General features: G+C 44.8%; 19 protein-coding genes. 8 read left to right on the top strand and 11 right to left on the bottom strand.

Annotation, left to right across the window (positions count from 1 at the left end; genetic code table 11):
* Positions 1–442 precede the first annotated feature (442 nt).
* Complete coding sequence (locus tag GT1_RS18465; RefSeq protein WP_188399946.1) at positions 443–1,384, top strand: LysR family transcriptional regulator; 942 nt, start codon at positions 443–445, stop codon at positions 1,382–1,384.
* Positions 1,385–1,397: 13 nt separating this feature from the next.
* Here the strand turns inward: GT1_RS18465 and GT1_RS18460 are convergent, their stop codons facing one another.
* On the bottom strand, positions 1,398–1,928 hold the full coding sequence (locus GT1_RS18460; protein ID WP_188399945.1) for a hypothetical protein: 531 nt from the start codon (positions 1,926–1,928) through the stop codon (positions 1,398–1,400).
* Between the two features lie 119 nt (positions 1,929–2,047).
* Positions 2,048–3,232 (bottom strand): acyl-CoA dehydrogenase family protein, encoded by a 1,185-nt coding sequence (locus GT1_RS18455; protein ID WP_188399944.1) that lies wholly within the window; start codon positions 3,230–3,232, stop codon positions 2,048–2,050.
* Between the two features lie 332 nt (positions 3,233–3,564).
* Here GT1_RS18455 and GT1_RS18450 point away from each other — a divergent pair, with 332 nt between their 5' ends.
* Both GT1_RS18450 and GT1_RS18445 read left to right on the top strand, forming a co-directional pair.
* Positions 3,565–3,948 (top strand): response regulator, encoded by a 384-nt coding sequence (locus tag GT1_RS18450; RefSeq protein ID WP_075756905.1) that lies wholly within the window; start codon positions 3,565–3,567, stop codon positions 3,946–3,948.
* A gap of 14 nt (positions 3,949–3,962) precedes the next feature.
* On the top strand, positions 3,963–4,835 hold the full coding sequence (locus tag GT1_RS18445) for a hypothetical protein (protein ID WP_188399943.1): 873 nt from the start codon (positions 3,963–3,965) through the stop codon (positions 4,833–4,835).
* Positions 4,836–5,042: 207 nt separating this feature from the next.
* Here the strand turns inward: GT1_RS18445 and GT1_RS18440 are convergent, their stop codons facing one another.
* Positions 5,043–5,411, bottom strand: coding sequence for a helix-turn-helix domain-containing protein (locus tag GT1_RS18440; protein ID WP_188399942.1), 369 nt, complete (start codon positions 5,409–5,411; stop codon positions 5,043–5,045).
* A gap of 187 nt (positions 5,412–5,598) precedes the next feature.
* Here GT1_RS18440 and GT1_RS18435 point away from each other — a divergent pair, with 187 nt between their 5' ends.
* A complete protein-coding gene (locus GT1_RS18435) occupies positions 5,599–6,126 on the top strand; it encodes a ferredoxin domain-containing protein (RefSeq protein ID WP_188399941.1) in 528 nt (175 codons plus the stop codon).
* 88 nt (positions 6,127–6,214) lie between these two features.
* Here GT1_RS18435 and GT1_RS18430 read toward each other — a convergent pair whose 3' ends face one another.
* The 4 genes from GT1_RS18430 to GT1_RS18415 all read right to left on the bottom strand — a co-directional run bounded on the left by GT1_RS18430 (position 6,215) and on the right by GT1_RS18415 (position 10,868).
* The gene (locus GT1_RS18430) at positions 6,215–7,147 is read right to left on the bottom strand and encodes a glycosyltransferase family 2 protein (protein WP_188399940.1); all 933 of its coding nucleotides are present in this window, start codon (positions 7,145–7,147) and stop codon (positions 6,215–6,217) included.
* A 20-nt stretch (positions 7,148–7,167) separates the two neighbouring features.
* Positions 7,168–8,580: a glycosyltransferase family 39 protein gene (locus tag GT1_RS18425; RefSeq protein ID WP_188399939.1), complete on the bottom strand. Its 1,413-nt coding sequence runs from the start codon at positions 8,578–8,580 to the stop codon at positions 7,168–7,170.
* A gap of 474 nt (positions 8,581–9,054) precedes the next feature.
* Positions 9,055–9,351 carry a hypothetical protein gene (locus GT1_RS18420; protein ID WP_188399938.1) on the bottom strand — a complete coding sequence of 99 codons (297 nt, stop codon included), beginning with the start codon at positions 9,349–9,351 and terminating at the stop codon, positions 9,055–9,057.
* Between the two features lie 293 nt (positions 9,352–9,644).
* On the bottom strand, positions 9,645–10,868 hold the full coding sequence (locus tag GT1_RS18415) for an MFS transporter (RefSeq protein WP_188399937.1): 1,224 nt from the start codon (positions 10,866–10,868) through the stop codon (positions 9,645–9,647).
* A 268-nt stretch (positions 10,869–11,136) separates the two neighbouring features.
* Here GT1_RS18415 and GT1_RS18410 point away from each other — a divergent pair, with 268 nt between their 5' ends.
* Together GT1_RS18410 and GT1_RS18405 are read left to right on the top strand one after the other, a co-directional pair.
* Positions 11,137–11,532, top strand: a complete 396-nt coding sequence (locus GT1_RS18410) for a pyridoxamine 5'-phosphate oxidase family protein (RefSeq protein WP_075756656.1) — start codon at positions 11,137–11,139, stop codon at positions 11,530–11,532.
* Positions 11,533–11,681: 149 nt separating this feature from the next.
* Positions 11,682–12,173, top strand: coding sequence for a YbaK/EbsC family protein (locus tag GT1_RS18405; protein ID WP_075756655.1), 492 nt, complete (start codon positions 11,682–11,684; stop codon positions 12,171–12,173).
* A gap of 15 nt (positions 12,174–12,188) precedes the next feature.
* On the opposite strand, the gene GT1_RS22660 is transcribed toward GT1_RS18405, so the two are convergent.
* On the bottom strand, positions 12,189–13,034 hold the full coding sequence (locus tag GT1_RS22660; RefSeq protein ID WP_188399936.1) for a methyl-accepting chemotaxis protein: 846 nt from the start codon (positions 13,032–13,034) through the stop codon (positions 12,189–12,191).
* Positions 13,035–13,499: 465 nt separating this feature from the next.
* Positions 13,500–15,176 (bottom strand): L-lactate permease, encoded by a 1,677-nt coding sequence (locus tag GT1_RS18395; protein ID WP_188399935.1) that lies wholly within the window; start codon positions 15,174–15,176, stop codon positions 13,500–13,502.
* 346 nt (positions 15,177–15,522) lie between these two features.
* Here GT1_RS18395 and GT1_RS18390 point away from each other — a divergent pair, with 346 nt between their 5' ends.
* A complete protein-coding gene (locus tag GT1_RS18390) occupies positions 15,523–16,485 on the top strand; it encodes a 2-hydroxyacid dehydrogenase (RefSeq protein ID WP_188399934.1) in 963 nt (320 codons plus the stop codon).
* 208 nt (positions 16,486–16,693) lie between these two features.
* On the top strand, positions 16,694–17,584 hold the full coding sequence (locus GT1_RS18385; RefSeq protein ID WP_188399933.1) for a LysR family transcriptional regulator: 891 nt from the start codon (positions 16,694–16,696) through the stop codon (positions 17,582–17,584).
* Positions 17,585–17,853: 269 nt separating this feature from the next.
* Here the strand turns inward: GT1_RS18385 and GT1_RS18380 are convergent, their stop codons facing one another.
* On the bottom strand, positions 17,854–18,189 hold the full coding sequence (locus GT1_RS18380; protein ID WP_188399932.1) for a DUF3969 family protein: 336 nt from the start codon (positions 18,187–18,189) through the stop codon (positions 17,854–17,856).
* Positions 18,190–18,644: 455 nt separating this feature from the next.
* Positions 18,645–19,097 (bottom strand): hypothetical protein, encoded by a 453-nt coding sequence (locus GT1_RS18375; protein WP_075757765.1) that lies wholly within the window; start codon positions 19,095–19,097, stop codon positions 18,645–18,647.
* Between the last annotated feature and the right edge of the window lie 140 nt (positions 19,098–19,237).

Here is a 19,237-nt window from a genome sequence, read left to right as displayed (position 1 = left end):
AGCATAGACCTGTTGTTTTTTTCTTCGCTATACCCTTCAGGCCATGCTTTCCGGGGGGTCGCCGACTCCTTTCATTTAAAATTGTCCGGATATCATTCCTTTATTTTGTCATATTCAATGTACTATACTTAATGATTTACAACAATTTAATAAGTTTAACTATTTAAAATATTATGAAGTCAGGCTACATAGTCACTCCTATCGTTAGCGCCACTACATAAACCGCCAACACCAGCAGGCGCCCCGCCGGCGCCCTGGCAACATTCCTTCAGGATTAATTAGCAAAACTTAATAATGATTGATTATAAAACAGCATGAAAAAACTTTGACAGTCGTAAATGTGTCAAAGTTCTGGAATAGACAGGCTATTCGCTCTTGGCAGGATATTGGTGATTTTTCCAGAATATTTACTAAAATATGACACCAGAAAGGAATACTGGCTATGGAAATATATCAACTTAAGTACGTATTGACGGTAGCCAAGTACCAAAGTTTTTCCCGCGCAGCCGCTGAAGTTTGTGTGACACCATCGTCTTTGTCGCAGCAAATAAAAAAACTGGAAGATGAATTGGGTGTCGTTTTATTCGGCAGAACTACGCGCTCAGTTCACCTGACACCGGCGGGCATTGAGTTTGTTGAAAATGCGAAAAACATCATGCTGAACATTGACAGCATCAACATGGCTATGCGAAAATATGTGGTTGGTGAAAGCGGGCAAATATTCATTGGCAATACGCCTGCGCTTGGCGCTTATGGTATCACTTCGCTTATTGCCTCATTCCAGAAAACCTATCCGAAAATATCCCTGGATTTTCACGAGGCAGAATGCTTTGATTTATACCCGTTACTGTATAGCGGGAAGATTGATGTAGCGTTTCTTACCGCATTCAATAAATACAAGCCAGAAAAAATACCTTTGGAATCATATCCTTTGGTCAATGACGAAATAGTACTGATCACCAGCACCGCTCACCCGTTTGCTGCCAGAGAGTTCATTGATTTGCATGAGGCCGCAGAAGAAACGTTTATTTGCTTTTCCAAAGCTTCCGGTCTTTTTCTGGATACGCTGGAGGCTTGTAAGCGGGCTGGCTTTGAACCGAATTTTGGTTATGACACGCAGTATACAGATACCTGTCTGGGACTTGTTGCTGAAGGAATGGGCATTGCGATGATTTCCTCGCGGACAGTTATGGCGGCGCCGCGGAAAAACATTGCTATTGTCCGTTTTAAACCCACAGCACTCAGGACTCTTTCGGTGGTCTTTCCCAAAAAGAAAAAACCGTCCCCGGTGCTTTCAAATTTCAAAAACTTTTTTATTCACTGGGTGCAGGAAAATGAACTGCGCTGCACTCCGTTTGATAAGCAGGAAAGCCCGCTGCGGTAAACCAGACATGCTGCTAGGACTTAAAGTAGTCTGACAGCTTTTCCAAAGGTACTGCCAGCAGCCCCTGTTTTTTGAAATACAAATAGATGATAAAGCCCCGCTTGCAACGAAAGACGCATTCCTGACAGGTACTTCTGCCGCAATACACATAGGCATCCTCGTCAGACAAAGGGAATACCAGGGGCGGCCGCTTCCTGGCAGCAACATACTTGATGTAACCGCCGGTGAAGGACTTCAGTAAAATCCACTCCGGATTGTCTTCCGGCTGCTGTGTTTCCCAGAACACCTGCACCGCACTCTGATTGAAACCGCCAACGATCTTATAGTCCACATGGATTGCCGGCGAAACGTCCCCCAGGTGGAGCGGCTTCAGTTGTTCTGTGGACGCACCACAACAGGCCGGCGCCTGAGACGGCACATCATAGCCCAATCCCTGGTAAAGCCTGCCGCAATGACTACAGCGGCAGATTACAATATCGGGGCATTCCGGCCAGGGTTTTCTGGCTGCCCTGCTTCTTAACGGTCCAAATTCCTGGTCTGCCAAAGTCAGCCCTCCCAGTGCCTTTCTGAATCTCCCGGCAAGCTTTTATTTTAGGTAAAATAAAAGAGGGGCATCGGCTTGACACTGATGACCCTCTGGCATGTCCGCAGAATCGCTAAGGATTAATCGAGGTACTCCAAGCAGCCACCATGTTTGATAGTCTGGCGGGAAATGGTGATGCGCTGTACGGTGGGAGTACCTTCCTCTAACCACATGGCGCGGGCGTCGCGGTACAGGCGTTCGGTGGGGCCATATTCACAATCTTCGAAATAGCCGATACCCCCGAAGATTTCCAGCATCTCATCACTGCACACTCTGGTAACCCAGATACTGAACAGCTTGCACATAGCCGCCTTTTCTTCAATGTATTCTCCCTGGGGATTCTGTTCGTAATCCTTGGCAAAGTCATACACCATGGTACGCAGTGCATGGACATGCGTCGCCATATCGGCAATTTTCATTCTGATGGCCTGACGTTCGATAATGGGTTTACCAAAGGTAACACGGTCATGGGCACGTTTGAGCGACATTTCCAGCATACGCTGTGCCATACCTAAATTGCTGGCGGCAATGTGAACACGGGAAACAGATAAAGAGTGAATAGAAATATGAAGACCGTCGCCTTCTTTGCCAAGCAAGTATTTCTTGTTAACTCTCATGTTGGTAAACTTTAAGCCGGTGTGGCCTGACCCACGGCAGCCCATCATGTGGGGCATGGGAGTAACTTCATAGCCCGGGGTGTCACAGGGAACCATGAAGGTGGAGAGCCGGTGGTCCTTATCAGCATTAGGGTCGGTAAGCACGGTAATATACGCATAATTGCAGCAGTCGGTATGCGAGATTAAGAATTTTTCCCCGTTAATGATATAATCGTCGCCATCTTTTATCGCTGTTGTTTTAATATCGGCGCCGGTGCCGCCTGTTTCCTCGGTAACAGCCCAGCAGGTAAAGACCGATCTGTCCTGGAAGCCGGGCATTAATTCGGCCTTGAGCTCTTCACTGCCGAAATCGTACAAAGGGCGCCAGTTCAAATCCATGGCATAATGCAGGTGCATCCGCATGCCGCCGGGGCCGCGGCTAAACTCTTCCTGGACCTTCAGAATTTCCAGCTCGGACAGGCCCCAGCCACCATACTCCACCGGCAGCGAACAACGGTACAGGTTATTTTCGATGCCCAGTTGATAGAACTCCTCGGGGAACACATTGGTAACCTCAATGTCTTTTTGCATCTTGTCGAAGGTGCCTTCTGTCAATTCTCTGATTTGTTTTAGATACGCCTTAAATTCCTGTTCAGTCAATTTTCCCATTCTTTTGCCCCCTTATTATTGCTAAACACTTTCGGCCACCCGAAAGCATCTATAGTTCAAGGCCTCACGCCTTGGACTTTTTGTTTTTCTTCCTCGCAAGCTCAATATACTATAGTTAAATATTTACAACAATTTAATAATTGTAAAGAGAATTTGATTATGAAATAAAACTACATTGTCCCGGACACTTATTAGGCAAGCTAATCAATCCCCGCAAAAAAAGCACAGGAATCTTAACGATCCTATGCTCTCTCATTGGATTGCATATTAAAATAAATGAACTGCAGGATTTGCCGGAAATCTTTAGAATATATGTTAAAGATTACATTGTGATGAAAGGAGTTTTTCTGGTGAATTCTTGTATTTCCAAGGTGTTAATTTGTGATGATTCCATGCTTGTTCGCAAAAAACTTCGTGATTTGCTGGAAGAAATGCACTGCCAGGTGTATGAAGCTAAAGACGGGGCCGAATGTGTAGAATTATTTAAAAATCATCAACCAGGCACAGTTTTTATGGATATTGTTATGCCTGAATTAGACGGTTTGGCAGCACTTAAACAAATTAAAACACTTGATAAGTGCGCTAAAGTTATCATGCTGTCATCCACCGGCACCTCAACCAAGGTATTGGAGGCACTGAAACACGGCGCAACTGATTTTATTCAAAAGCCCTATACCAGAGACCAGATTGCCAAGGCTATCGGCTATTCTGAATAGTAAAGGAGACAAGCATGTTTACGCAATATTTTGGCCAATATCTTTTCAATAAAGGCATTCTTTCAGCCGATCAGCTTTGTGATTTGCTGGCTTATGAACAATCCACCCATGTAAAGCTTGGCGTATTGGCTCTCAACTCGGGGCTAATGACAGCGGCCCAAATTGAAGAGGTGCATGAGCTGCAGCGAACCATGGACCGCCGTTTCGGCGAAATTGCTTTAAGCAAAGGCTACCTTACCCAGCCACAGCTTGACAACCTGCTTAGTCAGCAAAACAGCCGCCATTTAGGCTTAAATCAGGCTATTCTTGATAGAAACTGTCTTACACTCAGCCAGTTGGAAACCGCTCTCGAAAACTTTAAACAGGACACCGGACTGTCACAAGGGCAATTGCAGGCCTTACAAAGCACCGATATTGACCAAATCGTGCCCTTATTCCTCGACTTTTCGCAAGATGAAATAGGCCGATTGCACTATGACTATGTGGCCCTGTTATTAAAAAATATCGTCCGGTTCCTTAACGACCGGCCGCTGCTGTCCCGCCCTGTGCCGCTGCCCAAGCAGCCGGAAGGCTGGATTATATCCCAGCAGGCTGTTGGTGATCATACCCTCTCTACTGCCTTAGTGCTCAGCGATTCATCACTAATTGACCTTGCCACCCGTTTTAGCCAGGAAGAAATATCCCAGGTTGACGATTTGGCGAAAGACAGTGTGGCCGAGTTTTTGAATCTGCATAACGGTATTTTCTTAATCAATATGTCGGACAGAGGTTTAGAACTCGACCTTAAACCTCAGACTATTCAGGTCTGTTCCGCCAGCGTGAGTGGCTACCGGATTCCTATTACTCTCACCTCCGGCTCGATTGAACTCGTACTCTCCATCACCTAAGCCGGCAAACCAGAGCAAGGGGCTGTCGCTCTAAAAGTTCCGTGCAACAACAAAAAATGGCAACCGGCATATCAAAATTGCCGGTTGCCATTTTTTTGTTGTAAACTATCCCCAATACGGTATCGTATCCAGTATGTATCGCAGCAAGAAAATTTGTCAGGCGCCAGTGCCTCTAGCCGCGGCCAACGCATGAAAAAAATTAGCTGACTACCGCTTGCAGGAAGCATTGTGTGTTTGGGATGCTATCGGTTCTGCTGTATTAGCATAGGTAAGACCCCATTGACATAAAGTATCTAATATCGGCAAGAGACTTTTACCTGCTGGCGTAAGAGAATATTCTACTTTCGGCGGAATTTGTGTATAGATGAATCGTTTCACCAGTCCGCTGGCTTCCAATTCCCGCAGTTGTTGGGTCAACATTTTTTGCGTTATTTTGGGCAAGGTCTTTTTTAACTCACTAAATCGCAGGGTGTTTTCCCCTAAATGCCAGAGAATCAAAGCTTTCCATTTGCCGCCAATAAGGTCTAGTGTTAATTCCATCGAACACTGATATTGGACATTTTTGAAGGTAATCATGTGCGGTCACTCCAATAGTTTTAGTTATAATTACAATGTACAGTATACAAAAGATACTATGATACAATTAAGTGCGTAGTTGCTCAAATATATCCTATGGTTTACTATTATATCAGAGAAGACCTGTTATGAAAAGGAATTGCTAATTTGTTTATCTGTACTTTGCAGAAAGAATGGAGGATTTGTGATGATTATTAGTAATCAAGAGGCTGAGAAACGCGCAGTTGAGCAGATTGCCTGTCTGATGTGCGTTGCGGCAAGAACAGCCCCCAAAGCGCGGGGAATTGATGATCTGGTAACTTTGGTTGTAAACGGGCAAGAAAAAGAACAGCTATCAGCAGAAATGCGGCGTATTGCTCAAGAATCAGGCGCACAATTTTTCGAACGTGATGCCAATTGCCTTGATAAGTCACCGGTAGTTGTATTGCTAGGACAAAAAGTGAAACCATTAGGAACCAAGCCCTGTGGCTATTGTGGTTATGCTAACTGTGCAGAGTGTGCACAAGGTACAGGGATGTGTGCTATCAGCACCGGAGATCTGGGAATAGCCCTGAGCTCAGCAGCTAATACCGCTGCTTTGCATCATGCCGATAACCGGATTATGTTCAGTATAGGTAAAGCCGCCATCAATATTGGCCTGTTTGCAGAAGAAGTCAAAATAGCTTATGGAATTCCGCTTAGTATAACCGGCAAAAGCCCGTTCTTTGACCGGTAGTAAGTACATATGAAGCAAGGGGGCTGCTTTGCACTTTTTTCATAAAGCGCAAAGCGACCCCCTTCGTCCTACAAACCGTCATCTTGTATCAAAAATTAGTCTTTTTTCTGATAAAATACAGCGGCCGGCGTTTGGACTCATTATAAATCCTGCCGATATACTCGCCGATGACCCCCAGGGTCATCAACTGAGCGCCGCCAAAGAAGAAGATGGCTACCATCATGGAAGGATAACCTGCCACCGGATCGCCGTACAGCCAGGTTTTCACAATAATATAGGCGATATATACGCCGGAAAACAAAGCTGTCAGAAACCCCACATAGGTTGCCAGCTGCAGCGGCACAAAGGAAAAGGAGGTAATCCCCTCCAAAGCAAAATTCCAAAGCTTCCAGTAGTTGAAACTGGTTATGCCCTTGTGGCGGCGGTTGCGGAGGTAAGGAATGCTGGTCTGCCTGAAGCCTACCCAGCTAAACAGCCCTTTCATAAACCGGTGGGATTCGGTGCACTGGTTGACCGCCTCCACTACCTGCCTGGTCATAAGCCGGAAATCGCCGGTATCGGGGGGTATATTCACTTTGGCAAGACGGCGCATGACCCGGTAAAACAGGAAGGCGGTCACTTTCTTTAAACTGCTTTCCCCTTCCCGCACCAGCCTGGTAGCGTAAACAACATCATAGCCTTCCTGCCATTTTTCGATTAACGCCGGGATGAGTTCCGGCGGGTCCTGCAAATCGGCATCAATGGGAATAACGGCATCGCCCTTGGCTTCAAAAATACCGGCAGTCAGAGCAATTTCCTTGCCAAAATTCCGGGACAGTTCAATTATTTTGACCTTTTTATCTTTATCTGCCAGCAGTTCAATTTTCTCCAGGGTATTATCAGTGCTGCCGTCATTGATACAGATAATTTCATAGTCATACGCCGTCAAAGCATCCATGACCTCAGCTATTTTTTGATAAAAACAGTCTATATTCTGGCTCTCATTGTACATAGGCACAACAATGGAGATTAATGGTTTCATCAGTCAGACCTCCTTCTGTGTTACTCCTGCGCAGGCAAGGGCGGCACAGGCCCCGGTTCTTTTTGCAGCAGTGATCCGACAAACACAAAGCCTTTGTGGCTTAAATAGGGCATATCGTAAACACGGGCAAAATCAATAACCTTAAACACCGGCTCGCTTTTTCCCAAATGACCGTACAATAGCTGGGAATTGGCACCTTCGATTAACCAAATTCGCCCTTGGTAGCTTGCCAGGGCATTTAAATCATATATAAATCTAAGCTCCGGCTGGAAGGGATTAGGCTTAGACTCCTCCTGCCCGCCCGGAAAGAACATGTAATGCTGATGCTGAGGAAAGGCAACCATATAAATCCCTGCCGGATGAATGTCTGTGTACAAAAAGATATCGTCAGGCTTGAGGCTGTAAGTGACATCAGCCCGCAAAGCATTGTTTTGAGGACTGTAAATTTTATCATAATGCAAATAAAAATTCGCTGATGAAGCAATGAAAATCACTGTACATAAAACAGCAGCCACACCCTGCCGCCTGACTGCAGCCAGCCCACAGGCCAGGGCAATAAATAAAAATCCCGAGTTTGGCATTAAATACCGGGTTATGAAAATGGGCTTTACCTGGGACAAAATGAGCGCCAGACCAAGCACGGCCAGATAAATAGCCAGGCTGTTAAGTGCAATTCCCGTATAATGCTTCTTCTCTTTAACAGCCGTGTACAACCCAAAACCGCATACCGCCAGCCAGCCAAAACTCAGCAGCTTGATAGCAAGTGACGGCAGGTTTTCAGCAAAATAAAACACCAGCAAATCCCTGAGCAGATGCTGATAATTGATGACAATCCAGTATTCCTGGGTCACCGCAACTATCTGGCTGATTAATACAAACAGCCAAGGCAAATAAAGAATTATCTGGGCCAAAATTGCCAACAGACAGCGTTTGAGCAAATATCGGTTCCTGGTAAAAACCGCAATCAACAGGCTAAGATTAATAAAAAAAGCGCCAAGCAAAGCATAATTGTGGGTGTAAGCGCTGCCCAGCGACAAGGCTGCAAACAATACCCAATGGTACCATTGATTTTGCCGGTAGGCCAGATAAGCATATATCCCGGCACCGGTTGTAAAAAACATGGCCCACGAATACATTCTGGCTTCCCCTGAATACTCCAGCATCACCGGTAAAAATACGGCAAAAAAGGTAAAATAGAGACCCGCCCGGTCACCGCACAGCCGGCGGATATGGCTAACGCCCAGCAGCACAAACAGCAGCATCCCGCTTACCGACACCAGCCGGTAAACCACAATATCCTGCCCCCAGACCAAGGACGCCAGTTTGGCCAGCATATAGTACAAAGGTGGATGAACATCACGGGCTGTGATTTCGCAAATTCTAAAAAAATCATGTCTGACCATAGCTACGGTATACGCCTCATCAAACCACATTTCCTTATAAAAGGCACATGAGACGAAAAATAAAAGCCCGGCAAAGAGTAGCCCTGCATAGCCTAACTGCCAGTACCGGTCCAATCTGTCTGTTAATGTAAAGCTTCGATAATTGTGCATAAACTTTGCTAACACCCTTTCCTGCCAATAACATCACCGTTACTGTCAGCCTCCTGCCCCTGACGAACAACGGAGATAACGTTAATTGGCATTAAGCATAATTCTCCATTCCGGCTTTAAAGCCCTCCCAGTTTAAAAATTTAACCCTCTAAACCCTAAGGCCGGAAATATGGTTTCACTATATACGGAATGCGGTGGCATTGTTATCAATTTATTTGACATATTGCCAAATAAAAAATGCACCTGCTATCCAAAGTGCATTTTCCTGGCTTTTTATATAAAATTTATTGCTTCGGCCAGCCAGACCAATGCTGCAAATAGCCGGCCAGACATGCTGGCTTTAGGACAAAAGAATTATGGTTTTTTCATTGTCGGGACTTCGTATCCTGTCAGCTCATGTATTTCTTTTGCGATAGAAGTTATCTGCCCGACAATCTGTATGACTTCCGGCGTGGTGCTGTCAAGAGCGCCTATCTTTTTGCAAATCAGCTGAAACGTTTCCGCAAGCTGCTGCAATTCATTGCCGACAACCGGGCTTCTTAGTTGTACAGAATTTGCTGTGTCGTTCGTAAAGCAGCAGCTAAGCCTCTGCTGAACTTCTATTGCTGAATCCGCTTCCTGGTACTGCCCTGTTGAACGGTATCTCTGCATACAATCTCCCGCCTAAACATAATGTCACTATAATATATGCTGAAACAAGCTAAATAAACCGGCAATTGCTGTTTGCACCGCACATCATTCCATATTATCCCTTAGGTTTTAGATTATCTTATCACAATTTGATTTAAGAAGCAAAAATAAACATCTTTGCTGCTGCGTTGTACGCAGGAAATGGGGACAAACTAAAAAGAGCAGAGCATTTGCTCTACTCCTCAGTGCTGCTTCCTGCGGGGATCAAAGGTAAGTCTTTCACTTTGTCGAGTCAATAGTTAATTTTACCGTCTTTATTGTAACACTTTCTGCTTTGTCTCCCGCATGAGCAAAGCCACTACGACCAGCGCAACTTCAAAACCTATTACAATTATGTCAAGAGCAGCCATGTAGCCATATGCCTTGCTGAGATATCCCATCGCCGGGCCGGAGAAAAAGGAAGCAAAATACATGCACGCACCGACAAGGCCGGTTGCCAGACCTACCTGACGGGCATCCACCGCATCCTGTCCAATGGTGTAACCTAGAATGTACAAGGCATGCAGGCCTATTCCCATCATACCGCCAACCAGATACAAAACAGGCAGGTTGTCGTTGGGAATAACATGGAAAATAAGATAGCCGCAAATGACGTTTAAAATTGCCATTGTCAAAATAACAGGCTTGCGGCCAAACTTATCGGCAAAGTGTCCTAATACCACCGAACTCAAGCCACCGATACCATAGATAATACCAAAAAATTGTCCCGCCATCGTAGCCGAGAAACCCTTGAAGGACATGAAGAGGTATGGACCCATAGCAGCAAAACCCCAATACGGCACAACATTTAAAATTTGGACAAGAACGGCAAGCCAGACGCCACGATTAGTACCAACAGTCCGCAGTGCTTCAGTAATATGCATGGTTTTAATATCCTTGGAAACGTCGGTGTCTTTAGCTTTAAGTCCCCAAATAAGAACACAGGCAAATAAAACCGTCGTAGCCCCCATACTGAGCAGGCCTGCTCCCCAATTGCCGGGGTTCATTTCCAGCGTCCACCCATAATAGCTGGGTCCAACATAGGCCCCTACCGAGTAAAAAGTCATCATTAAGCCGTTAATCATTGCACGACTGGCCGGGAATATAGAACCTGCGACTGAATACATTACGATGTTCCAGATGCCTTCAGCAGCTCCAAACAAAAATCTCCAGGTAGCTGCAGCCAGGAAGCTGTTGGCAGTAGTAACGGCCATCGTCGCAAACCCAATACCGAACATGCCGAGCAGCAGCATTCTTTTGCGGCCCAAACGGTCGGACAAATAACCGGCAGGAATATCAATAAGCGCTTGTCCAAGGGTAAAGATAGTACCCAGCATACCTACCTGCATGGCGGTCAAGGCGAACTGGGCTGCGATGGACTTAAGACCGACGCCGAAGGCAAGTCTGTTTGCAGAATAAAACGCATAGCCCAAAGCCAGAAAAAACAATTGAATCCAAATACGTCTGGGAATACCCAGCGGTCCTTTCTTTTCTTCCATTGTAATTACCGTCCTTTATAATTTTTCACTTATCAAATTACATCTATTATTTTCACATAGAAATAGACTCACATGTGAGCCTGCAGAAAAACGCGGCTCTCTGGGTATTTATTATTCCAATATAACATAACTACCACATATTCTCCGCATACCTTGTTCCAATGGCTCTTTCCTGTCTTTAGCAGTGATACTCATAAACCACTTGATTCTTGGTATCGTTATTGTATAATATTACCATAAATGAAATTAAAGTAAGGAGTGTTGATTCATGGATGAAGTGCTAGCATTTCTGAAAGACAATCCCGTGTTTTACCTGGCTACGGTGGAGGGCAATATTCCCAAGGTGCGGCCTTTCGGCTTTGCCATGAACTTTGAAGGCAAACTGTATTTCTGCACCAGCAACCAAAAGCCTGTCTTCCGGCAGCTTAAAGCCAATCCTAATTTTGAAGTATGCACAACTTCAAAAACGAACGAATGGCTGCGTTTAAAAGGCAAGGCCGTGTTTAATACCACCAGACAAACCAAACAGGCTGCCCTTGATGCCATGCCGATGCTTAAAAACATGTACAGCGTGGACGATTCCCTGTTTGAACTGTTTTACATTGAAGACGCGGAAGCAACCTTCAGTGACATGAAAGGCGGCTCGCGGACCATCAAGCTGTAAAAGTCATCCCTGTGCCCCGCCTCTTTTGGAGGCGGGGTTTTGCTGTTTTGCCCGGGAGTGGATTTGCCATTTTGTAAAAATTAAGCTAGTATATGATTTAACAGTAATTACGGCTTGTTTTTATTTTTTTCGTAAAGGAGACATGCTTTATGTCATTAGAAACAGTTAAAATGTATTTTGCCGCTCTGGGCAGGGCTCAGGATGTGCGGGAATTTGCCGTTTCCAGCGCTACAGTGGACCTGGCGGCCCAAGCACTGAATGTAGAACCGGCCCGTATCGCTAAAACACTTTCCTTTCAAAACAATACCGACGGCAATTGTATTCTGGTAGTCGCCGCCGGCGACGCCAAGGTGGATAACGGCAAATTCAAACGGCATTTTGGTTTAAAGCCCAAGATGCTCACCCCGGATGAAGTTGCCCAGTTGACCGGCCATGCTGTCGGCGGGGTATGCCCTTTTGCCAACCCGGCCGGTGTTAAAACCTGCCTGGATATTTCCCTTAAGCGTTTTGCCACGGTTTTCCCCGCCTGCGGCAGCAGCAGCTCGGCTATAGAACTCAATTGTGACGAACTCTACCGGTATGCGCAGGCCCTCGAATGGGTGGACGTCTGTAAGAGCTGGCAGCCGGAATACAATGATTGATTAAGAAGATATATGTCAGAGTTGCTCACAAAGTTCGTTAGCCACATTATCCAGTTCCCCAGCCAAAACGCTGACATCCTGTGTGATCGTCGTTAGGCTCAGCATAGCATTCGCGATATTAACCACTGCCTGTTCAACTGAGGTAACTTCCTCCGTGACTCTGATACTGTTTGACTGGATAATACTGACAATGTCCACAACGTTTTTAACAGACAACGATCCGGTTGTAGCCAATTTCCGGATTTCCTCGGCCACTACCTGAAAGCCCCGACCAGATGTCCCTGCCCTTGCCGCCTCGATACTGGCGTTCAGGCCAAGCAGGTTTGTCTGCGAAACAATTCCCTTCAGCAATAACAGCACTTGTTCCGTTTCTTTGGCTTGTTGCTGGGAATCTTTCGCCGTTTGCAGCAGCATATTAATAATTGCCGTAATTTCTTCGGTCTGACCGGATATCGTTTCACATGTCTCAGCAAGGGTTTTGACCTGATTATTCAAATTGCAGGCCATATCTTTGGTTTTTTCATAAGTGTCGACAGGCATGGAAGTGGCAAAGGCGCCCACTACCTGGCCGCCTTCGTTCCGGATTGGCTGCGCACAGCCGATATAGGGCAAGCCACGGGCCGACTTGTCAACTTTCAAGAAGATCTTCCGCTCTTCTTTCATAGCTTTATCGACAAGGCTGCCTTCCCGGATTGGCTGACCTACGGGCAGGTTTAACTGCAACCGGTCTGCCGGTTTGTAAACCAGGTATTTTTCCCTGTCTGTGATTGTTACTCCAATGTTGTATGGCAGAGACTGCAGAAAGATAGGATAGGCCCGTAAAACTGCATCAAGAATATCTTGATCGAAATTTTGCTGCATATTTGTCCTCCCCCTTAAATTGGCATGATAGTAGTTAAGATTGCAATAATTTATGCATTTTTTATGCCAATAAGCAGGGAAAGACCCGGTATTGAAAAGCCGGTTCCGGGGTTTTGGCGTGTTATCGGGCTGCGCCGCCTTTTTCAGCAGCCGTTCCGCAGAGAACCGCACCTTCCCGCAGACTCACATATGAGCCACCTTCCGAGCGATTGGCTTATATATGAGCCTGTGAAGACTGCACCGGCAATTTCGGAAATGAAACGCAGAGCCTCTTGCAATAAACGCTAATAGTAAAGAACCATAAACACTTCTATCGTTGAGGTATTTATGGTTCTTTATGAGATTTTAAACTTGGTCTGCCTAGAGGGTATATACTAATTTTTCAAGACTTTTACTGTCTTTTCTTTTTTGTGTGGATTCCCCGCTGTTAGATTTTCCCGGGGTAACGCTTAACTGCAGCAATTATCATGAGAATTGGGTAAGCATGACCGCTGCAATCTTTGGCAATATATTCGGGAATGCCCAAGCTTGCAGTAAAATGATAACGATAACGAACAATAGGAGATAGATCGAATATTTCACCGTCAGCCGGAAAATATCAGTTTCCCGTCCGACAAGGCCAGTAGCAGCGCAGGCCACAGCTATCGACTGAGGGGAAATAAGTTTACCGATAACGGCGCCGAACAGGTTTGCAGATATGGTCAACAGGGGATTAAGACCCAGATGGGAGGCTGTGACTTGCTGCAACTTTCCGAACAGGGCGGCAGAAGAAGTGACCGAGCCGGTCAGGAACACCCCGAGATAACCGATGACCGGGGAGAAAATCGGGAAGAACATGCCGGTATAGGTGGCAAAAGCAAGGCCGAGGGTGTACGACATACCGGAATAGTTAGCCAAAAAACCAACGCCAAGAACCGCAGTCAGAGTAATCAGGGAATACATCAGTTGGTTAAAGGTTTTTTTGAATACTCTTACACCTGCAGCCGGGCTGAGACCCAGCACAACCATGGAGAGTATAGAAGAAATCAGCATTGCCGTCCCGGCGGCAGAGAAAAAGTCCATCCGGTAGCTGGCTGCGTATTTTGACGGCACAGCCACAATGGGTGCCGCACGATATACGATTCCGTCCAGACCAGGCCAGGAGGGAATTGTAATGAACCACTTAAGCTCTTGGGCGACCCAGGCTTTGAACGCAGGCGTTCCCCAGATGCCCATAACAATCATAAGGATGATAAACGGCGACCAGGCCTTGATGATTTGTCCGGCACTATATCGATGGGTAGAATCTTCCGCAATGTCCGAATCGTTGGGAAAACGCCAGATCGTAGCGGGCTTCCAGAACTTGAGAAAGACTACTAAGCAGATCATGGACACGAAGGATGAAAAAATAGCCGGGAGCTCTGGTCCAAAGTTCTGACTTACCAGATGGTTAGTGACTGCGTAACTGATGCCGGCTACCAGAGCCGCCGGCAAAGCTCCCATGACGTTCTTCCGTCCGGCTACAACCACCAGCATAAAAATCGGGATAACAAGAGCTAAAATCGTCATATCCAAGCCGATAGCCCTCCCGACAATCGAGTTGGGGAGTTCAGTAACGGTAGCCATCATAATGGTCGGCGTACCCACAGGACCAAAAGGAACAGGGGGCGTGTTGCCGACAAGGCAGATAGCTGCGGCAGGCAGCGCGGGAAAGCCCAAACCGATTAACATTGCTGCAGCAACAGCCACCGGCGCACCCTGACCGGCAACACCTTCCATAAATGCGGAAAAGCAGAAAGCAACCAGCAAGGCTTGAATTCTCCGGTCAGGTGACAAAGAAGAAATAGAGCTTTTTATAATGTCGAATTGTCCCGTTTCCACGGTCAGATTGTACAAAAATACCGCAGTAAGAATGATCCAGCCAATCGGAAAAAGCCCGTTGAGCATTCCAAGTACCGAGGCGGAAATAGCGACATTTACCGGCATACCGTAAACAACAACTACAACGACAATGGTAAGCAGCAAAGTGGTTAGGCCGGCAATATGTCCTTTCATTCGTTTAACGGTAAGAGCCCAAAAAAGATAAAAAATCGGAATCGATACTGTTATAGCGGTGAGGCCGAGGCTGTCTCCTAAAGCTGAGTAGTTATGTAGCCACTGCATATTATCAATCCTTTCCTTTGTTTTTTTGTACTGGGGTACATTTAGGTGCAAGCATGACTAAACAATAGCAAATAGAAACCATCTTTTTGCTTGCCCTGCTGTATAGCAAATTCGGTCAAATACAACCTCCTTTTCGATGACAAATTGTGAAATAAATATCAAGCTCTTACAAGAATGAATTTCTCCCGAAAATTCGAAAATCCTCCGGTTTGATGGAGGATATGGCTATTGTATTAAAGCATACTGACTATTCCAATATTCTATTTTACCGGTTTGATTTTTGATGGTATATTAATAGGTGTTTTGGACGCAGAATATGATATTATTTCAAAGGGAGTGTATTCTGATGAAAATGAAAACCGTTTTTCTCAACTCGGCAAAAGTTGATTTTGATCAAAAACTAGATTATTCAAAATTTGAGGAAGCAACCGAATTCACGAAATACGATGATACCGTCACCGACGAACAAATTCTGGAACGGGTTCAAGGGCAAGAAGTTGTTATTACCAAGGAAATGTCTATCGGCAGGGATCTCATTCTGAAATTCCCGGCATCGGTAAAGCTTATATGCGAAGCAGGAACAGGCTTTAACAACATCGACCTTGAAGCTGCCAAACAAAAGAACATCGCCGTTTGTAATGTACCTTCATACAGTACCGAATCTGTTGGCCATCTGGCGATCACATTTGTATTAATGTTAAGTGCGTCGTTGCACCTCCAGCAAAAGATGCTGGACAAAGGCAATTACGATAACTTTTCAAAGTACCTGCAGGTGCCCCATTATGAGGTGCTTGGTAAAAACCTCGGGGTAATTGGCGGCGGTGCCATCGGCAGGCAAACAATAAAAGCCGGGCTGGCCCTAGGTATGAATGTGCTTATTTGTGATCCGTTTCCGCAGCCCTGGGGCGACGCCGCTGTCCAGTATGTTCAGCTAGAAGAGTTACTCAAAAACAGTGATTTTATTTCCCTCCACTGCCCGCTGATGCCGTCGACAAAACATATCATCAATAAAGAAACACTGAACCTTGTCAAGCCTTCTGCCTATCTCGTCAATACTTCACGCGGACCACTGGTCAATGAGGCTGATTTGGTCGAAGCCCTTAAGACAGGAAAACTTGCCGGTGCCGCACTTGACGTTCAGGAAGTCGAGCCGGCGACTCCGGACAATCCCTTATTCCATTTGGATAACGTCATCATGACCCCTCACATCGGCTGGAGGCGTTTTGAATCACGCCAGCGCCTGTTCAATCTGGTTGCCGACAATATTACCGCGTTTTCCCAAGGGAAGCCTGTGAATATCGTAAATTAACGGCAAGAATCACTTAGAGACAGCAAAGTACCCCCTAAAGTAGTTGCGGTAAAATAGAGCGGCTACTTTAGGGGGTTTTAACATAAAATATTGAAACAAAACTGTGAGAAGATGCCTTCAAACGTTCTACTATAGATAAATTTCATTTTTTTAATGTTGTATATTGCTTTTAACTATATTAAAATGAACGTAAAGAAGGTGAGAAGAATTGAATATTCATCATCTGGAATACTTCCTCGAAGTGATTCGCCAAGGCAGTTTCAGCAAAGCTGCCTCTACTTTGTACATAACCCAACCCTCGATTAGCAAGATGATCCAAAATTTAGAAGACGAGCTAGGGGTCGTATTAATTAACCGGAACGTGAAGCCGCTTGAGCTTACAGACGCCGGGCAAGCAATCGTCGAACAGGCTCAACAAATTGTAACCCTAGTTCAGAATTTGACTGTAAAACTTGACGATGTCATCCAGCTTAAGAAAGGTAAAATCCGCCTCGGCGTTCCGCCAATCGCCGCTTCCAGTATTCTTCCACCCATCCTCGGCGAATTTAAAAAGAATTACTCCAATATTGAGTTACAACTCGTTGAATACGGTTCCAAAAAGGTAGAATTAGGTGTTTATGACGGTACGCTGGATATTGGCATCGTCTGCACCACACCTACGAAAACTGATACTTTTGAATTCATTTCCTTTATCGAAGATCCGCTTAAAGTAATCGTCCATCCCGAGCACCCGTTGGCTCATAACCAGCAGATTGATTTTGCTGATTTAAGGGATGAATCTTTTGTCCTTTACAGAGAAGACTTTAGCCTGTACGACCACATCCATAATCGTTGCAAGCTGGCTGGATTTCAACCTAAAATCATTTGTGAGACTTCTCAGCGTGAATTTATGACCCAAATGGTGGCAGCCAACCTTGGCGTTGCCCTGCTCCCCGGAAAAATATGCGACCAATTTGACCCAAAAACAATCATATCAATACCCTTTAATGATCCCCAGATTCTTTTACAGCTTTCAATTATCTGGCACAAAGACCGCTATCTATCATTTGCGGCCCGTCAATGGCTTCAATTCGTTTCCAAACTTTTGTCAGCAGCCTAATCTGTTAATTTCACTTTTTCACAACCTTCAAAGACTTGCGCTGCAAGTCTTTGAAGGTTGTTTTTCTATATAACCACCATTGCCCTCGCATCAACAAAGAAAAGCCAGTCAAAAGTGATTTCTGAACCACCCTAACCGGCTTAATCACCAGACGATACCTGAGAAGGAAAAGAAAGGTCAGCAGATTTTTACGTCTGCTGACCTTACAACATAATCAGAACAAAGCTATTTATTATTATATCAGCCCTAAATTTAAGAAGTACAATTATTTAATCAATCCACTTCTTTGTAGGTATAGTAGCTTTAGGCATTTTTTGTAATATTTCCAAGGCTCTTTCCTTTATATCTTCAATTGACATTAATAATTTATCTGGAATTAATCGTTCAACATTTTCCAGTTCACAACCGAGATGAATCAAATCAACTATATTTTCGTTTACACCAATTTCCTTTAATTTCTTCATCGAATAAGGACTATACAGGAGCTTTTCTGCCTCTTCAATTGAAATTACTTTTCGTTCCAATGCTGTTGAAAAACCTAAGATTAGTATAAGCATAAGGCATTCAACTTCTCTTTCATTTCTGGCACTTATAGTAATATCCACACAATCACCCTTTCATTATTACAGGTTACTCCATTCAGATTTTACATCAACATCAAAGACCTTTCCAGATTTACTTTCAGTCGGTTGTCTTACATCACGTTGCAGGAGCGATGATTTCTATGAAATCTATATGAAGCGCACAACGTGCGCACTGAAAGGTGAAGCGATTATGCATTGCTTAATGTATAACCTAAAACGCGTGCTCAAATTGCGGGGACCGAAAAATTTGATAGAGTCAATTAAGGATGGTAACGACATTTTCTGTTTAGGATTTGTCGTTTTTTTATTTTTCAACAGTTAGACGCGTTGGCTAGACCATTGTCGCACAGTCTGTCGTCCCCTTTTGTCTCTTTTATCCTTAAAAAAGAATGGTCAGCGGATTTTTACGTCCACTGACATCTTCATAACTTAACCTAAAAATTTGTCAAAAGCCCATCCGTTATGACATCTACAATTTATATTTCTTCATATACAGTGATAAAACTCTCTCCATCGGTTTCCTCAAATACTTTTACTTTAATCGACCTACCAGGAAATCTATTCCTAAAGCTCATGCTCCAAAACAGTGTTAAAACATCTCCAAGAACTTTAATTTGAGATTCTAGGTTTCCATCATCCTGAGTATTACGATGAAAAAAATCTCTCAATTGATATAAATTCATCATTTTTTCTATGCATGTTTTTTCTCCCTTGCATTCATCTCTCCAAAGTTCATATAGTTCTTTTGAAAACTTATCTTTTAATAAAATACAACCATCTAATTCCACAATTTCAGGATAATAGAATTTGGCAAACCCTAGTGCAGTTTGCAAATCCGATTTTAAATTTACATAATTCCACCAATTAAAATTCTGTGGATTAGCATTTCGCCATTTAATAAATTCAAAAATTAAGTCATCCTTAAACATTTTAATTTACATACTCCTCTCCTTTTTATTCTGCGGGAATCTCGTCTGCCCTAGGGACATCAAGTCGAGTAGAAGCGGGCCTCACGGCCCGACAACCCTCACAGAACCGGACGGGCCCAACTAAGGCATCCGGCTCTTCA

The organism is Sporomusa sp. GT1 (assembly GCF_014634905.1).
GTDB classification, from domain to species: domain Bacteria; phylum Bacillota; class Negativicutes; order Sporomusales; family Sporomusaceae; genus Sporomusa; species Sporomusa sphaeroides.
The sequence above is the reverse complement of the archived record's forward strand: the minus strand, read 5'-3'. Positions and strand labels throughout refer to the sequence as shown.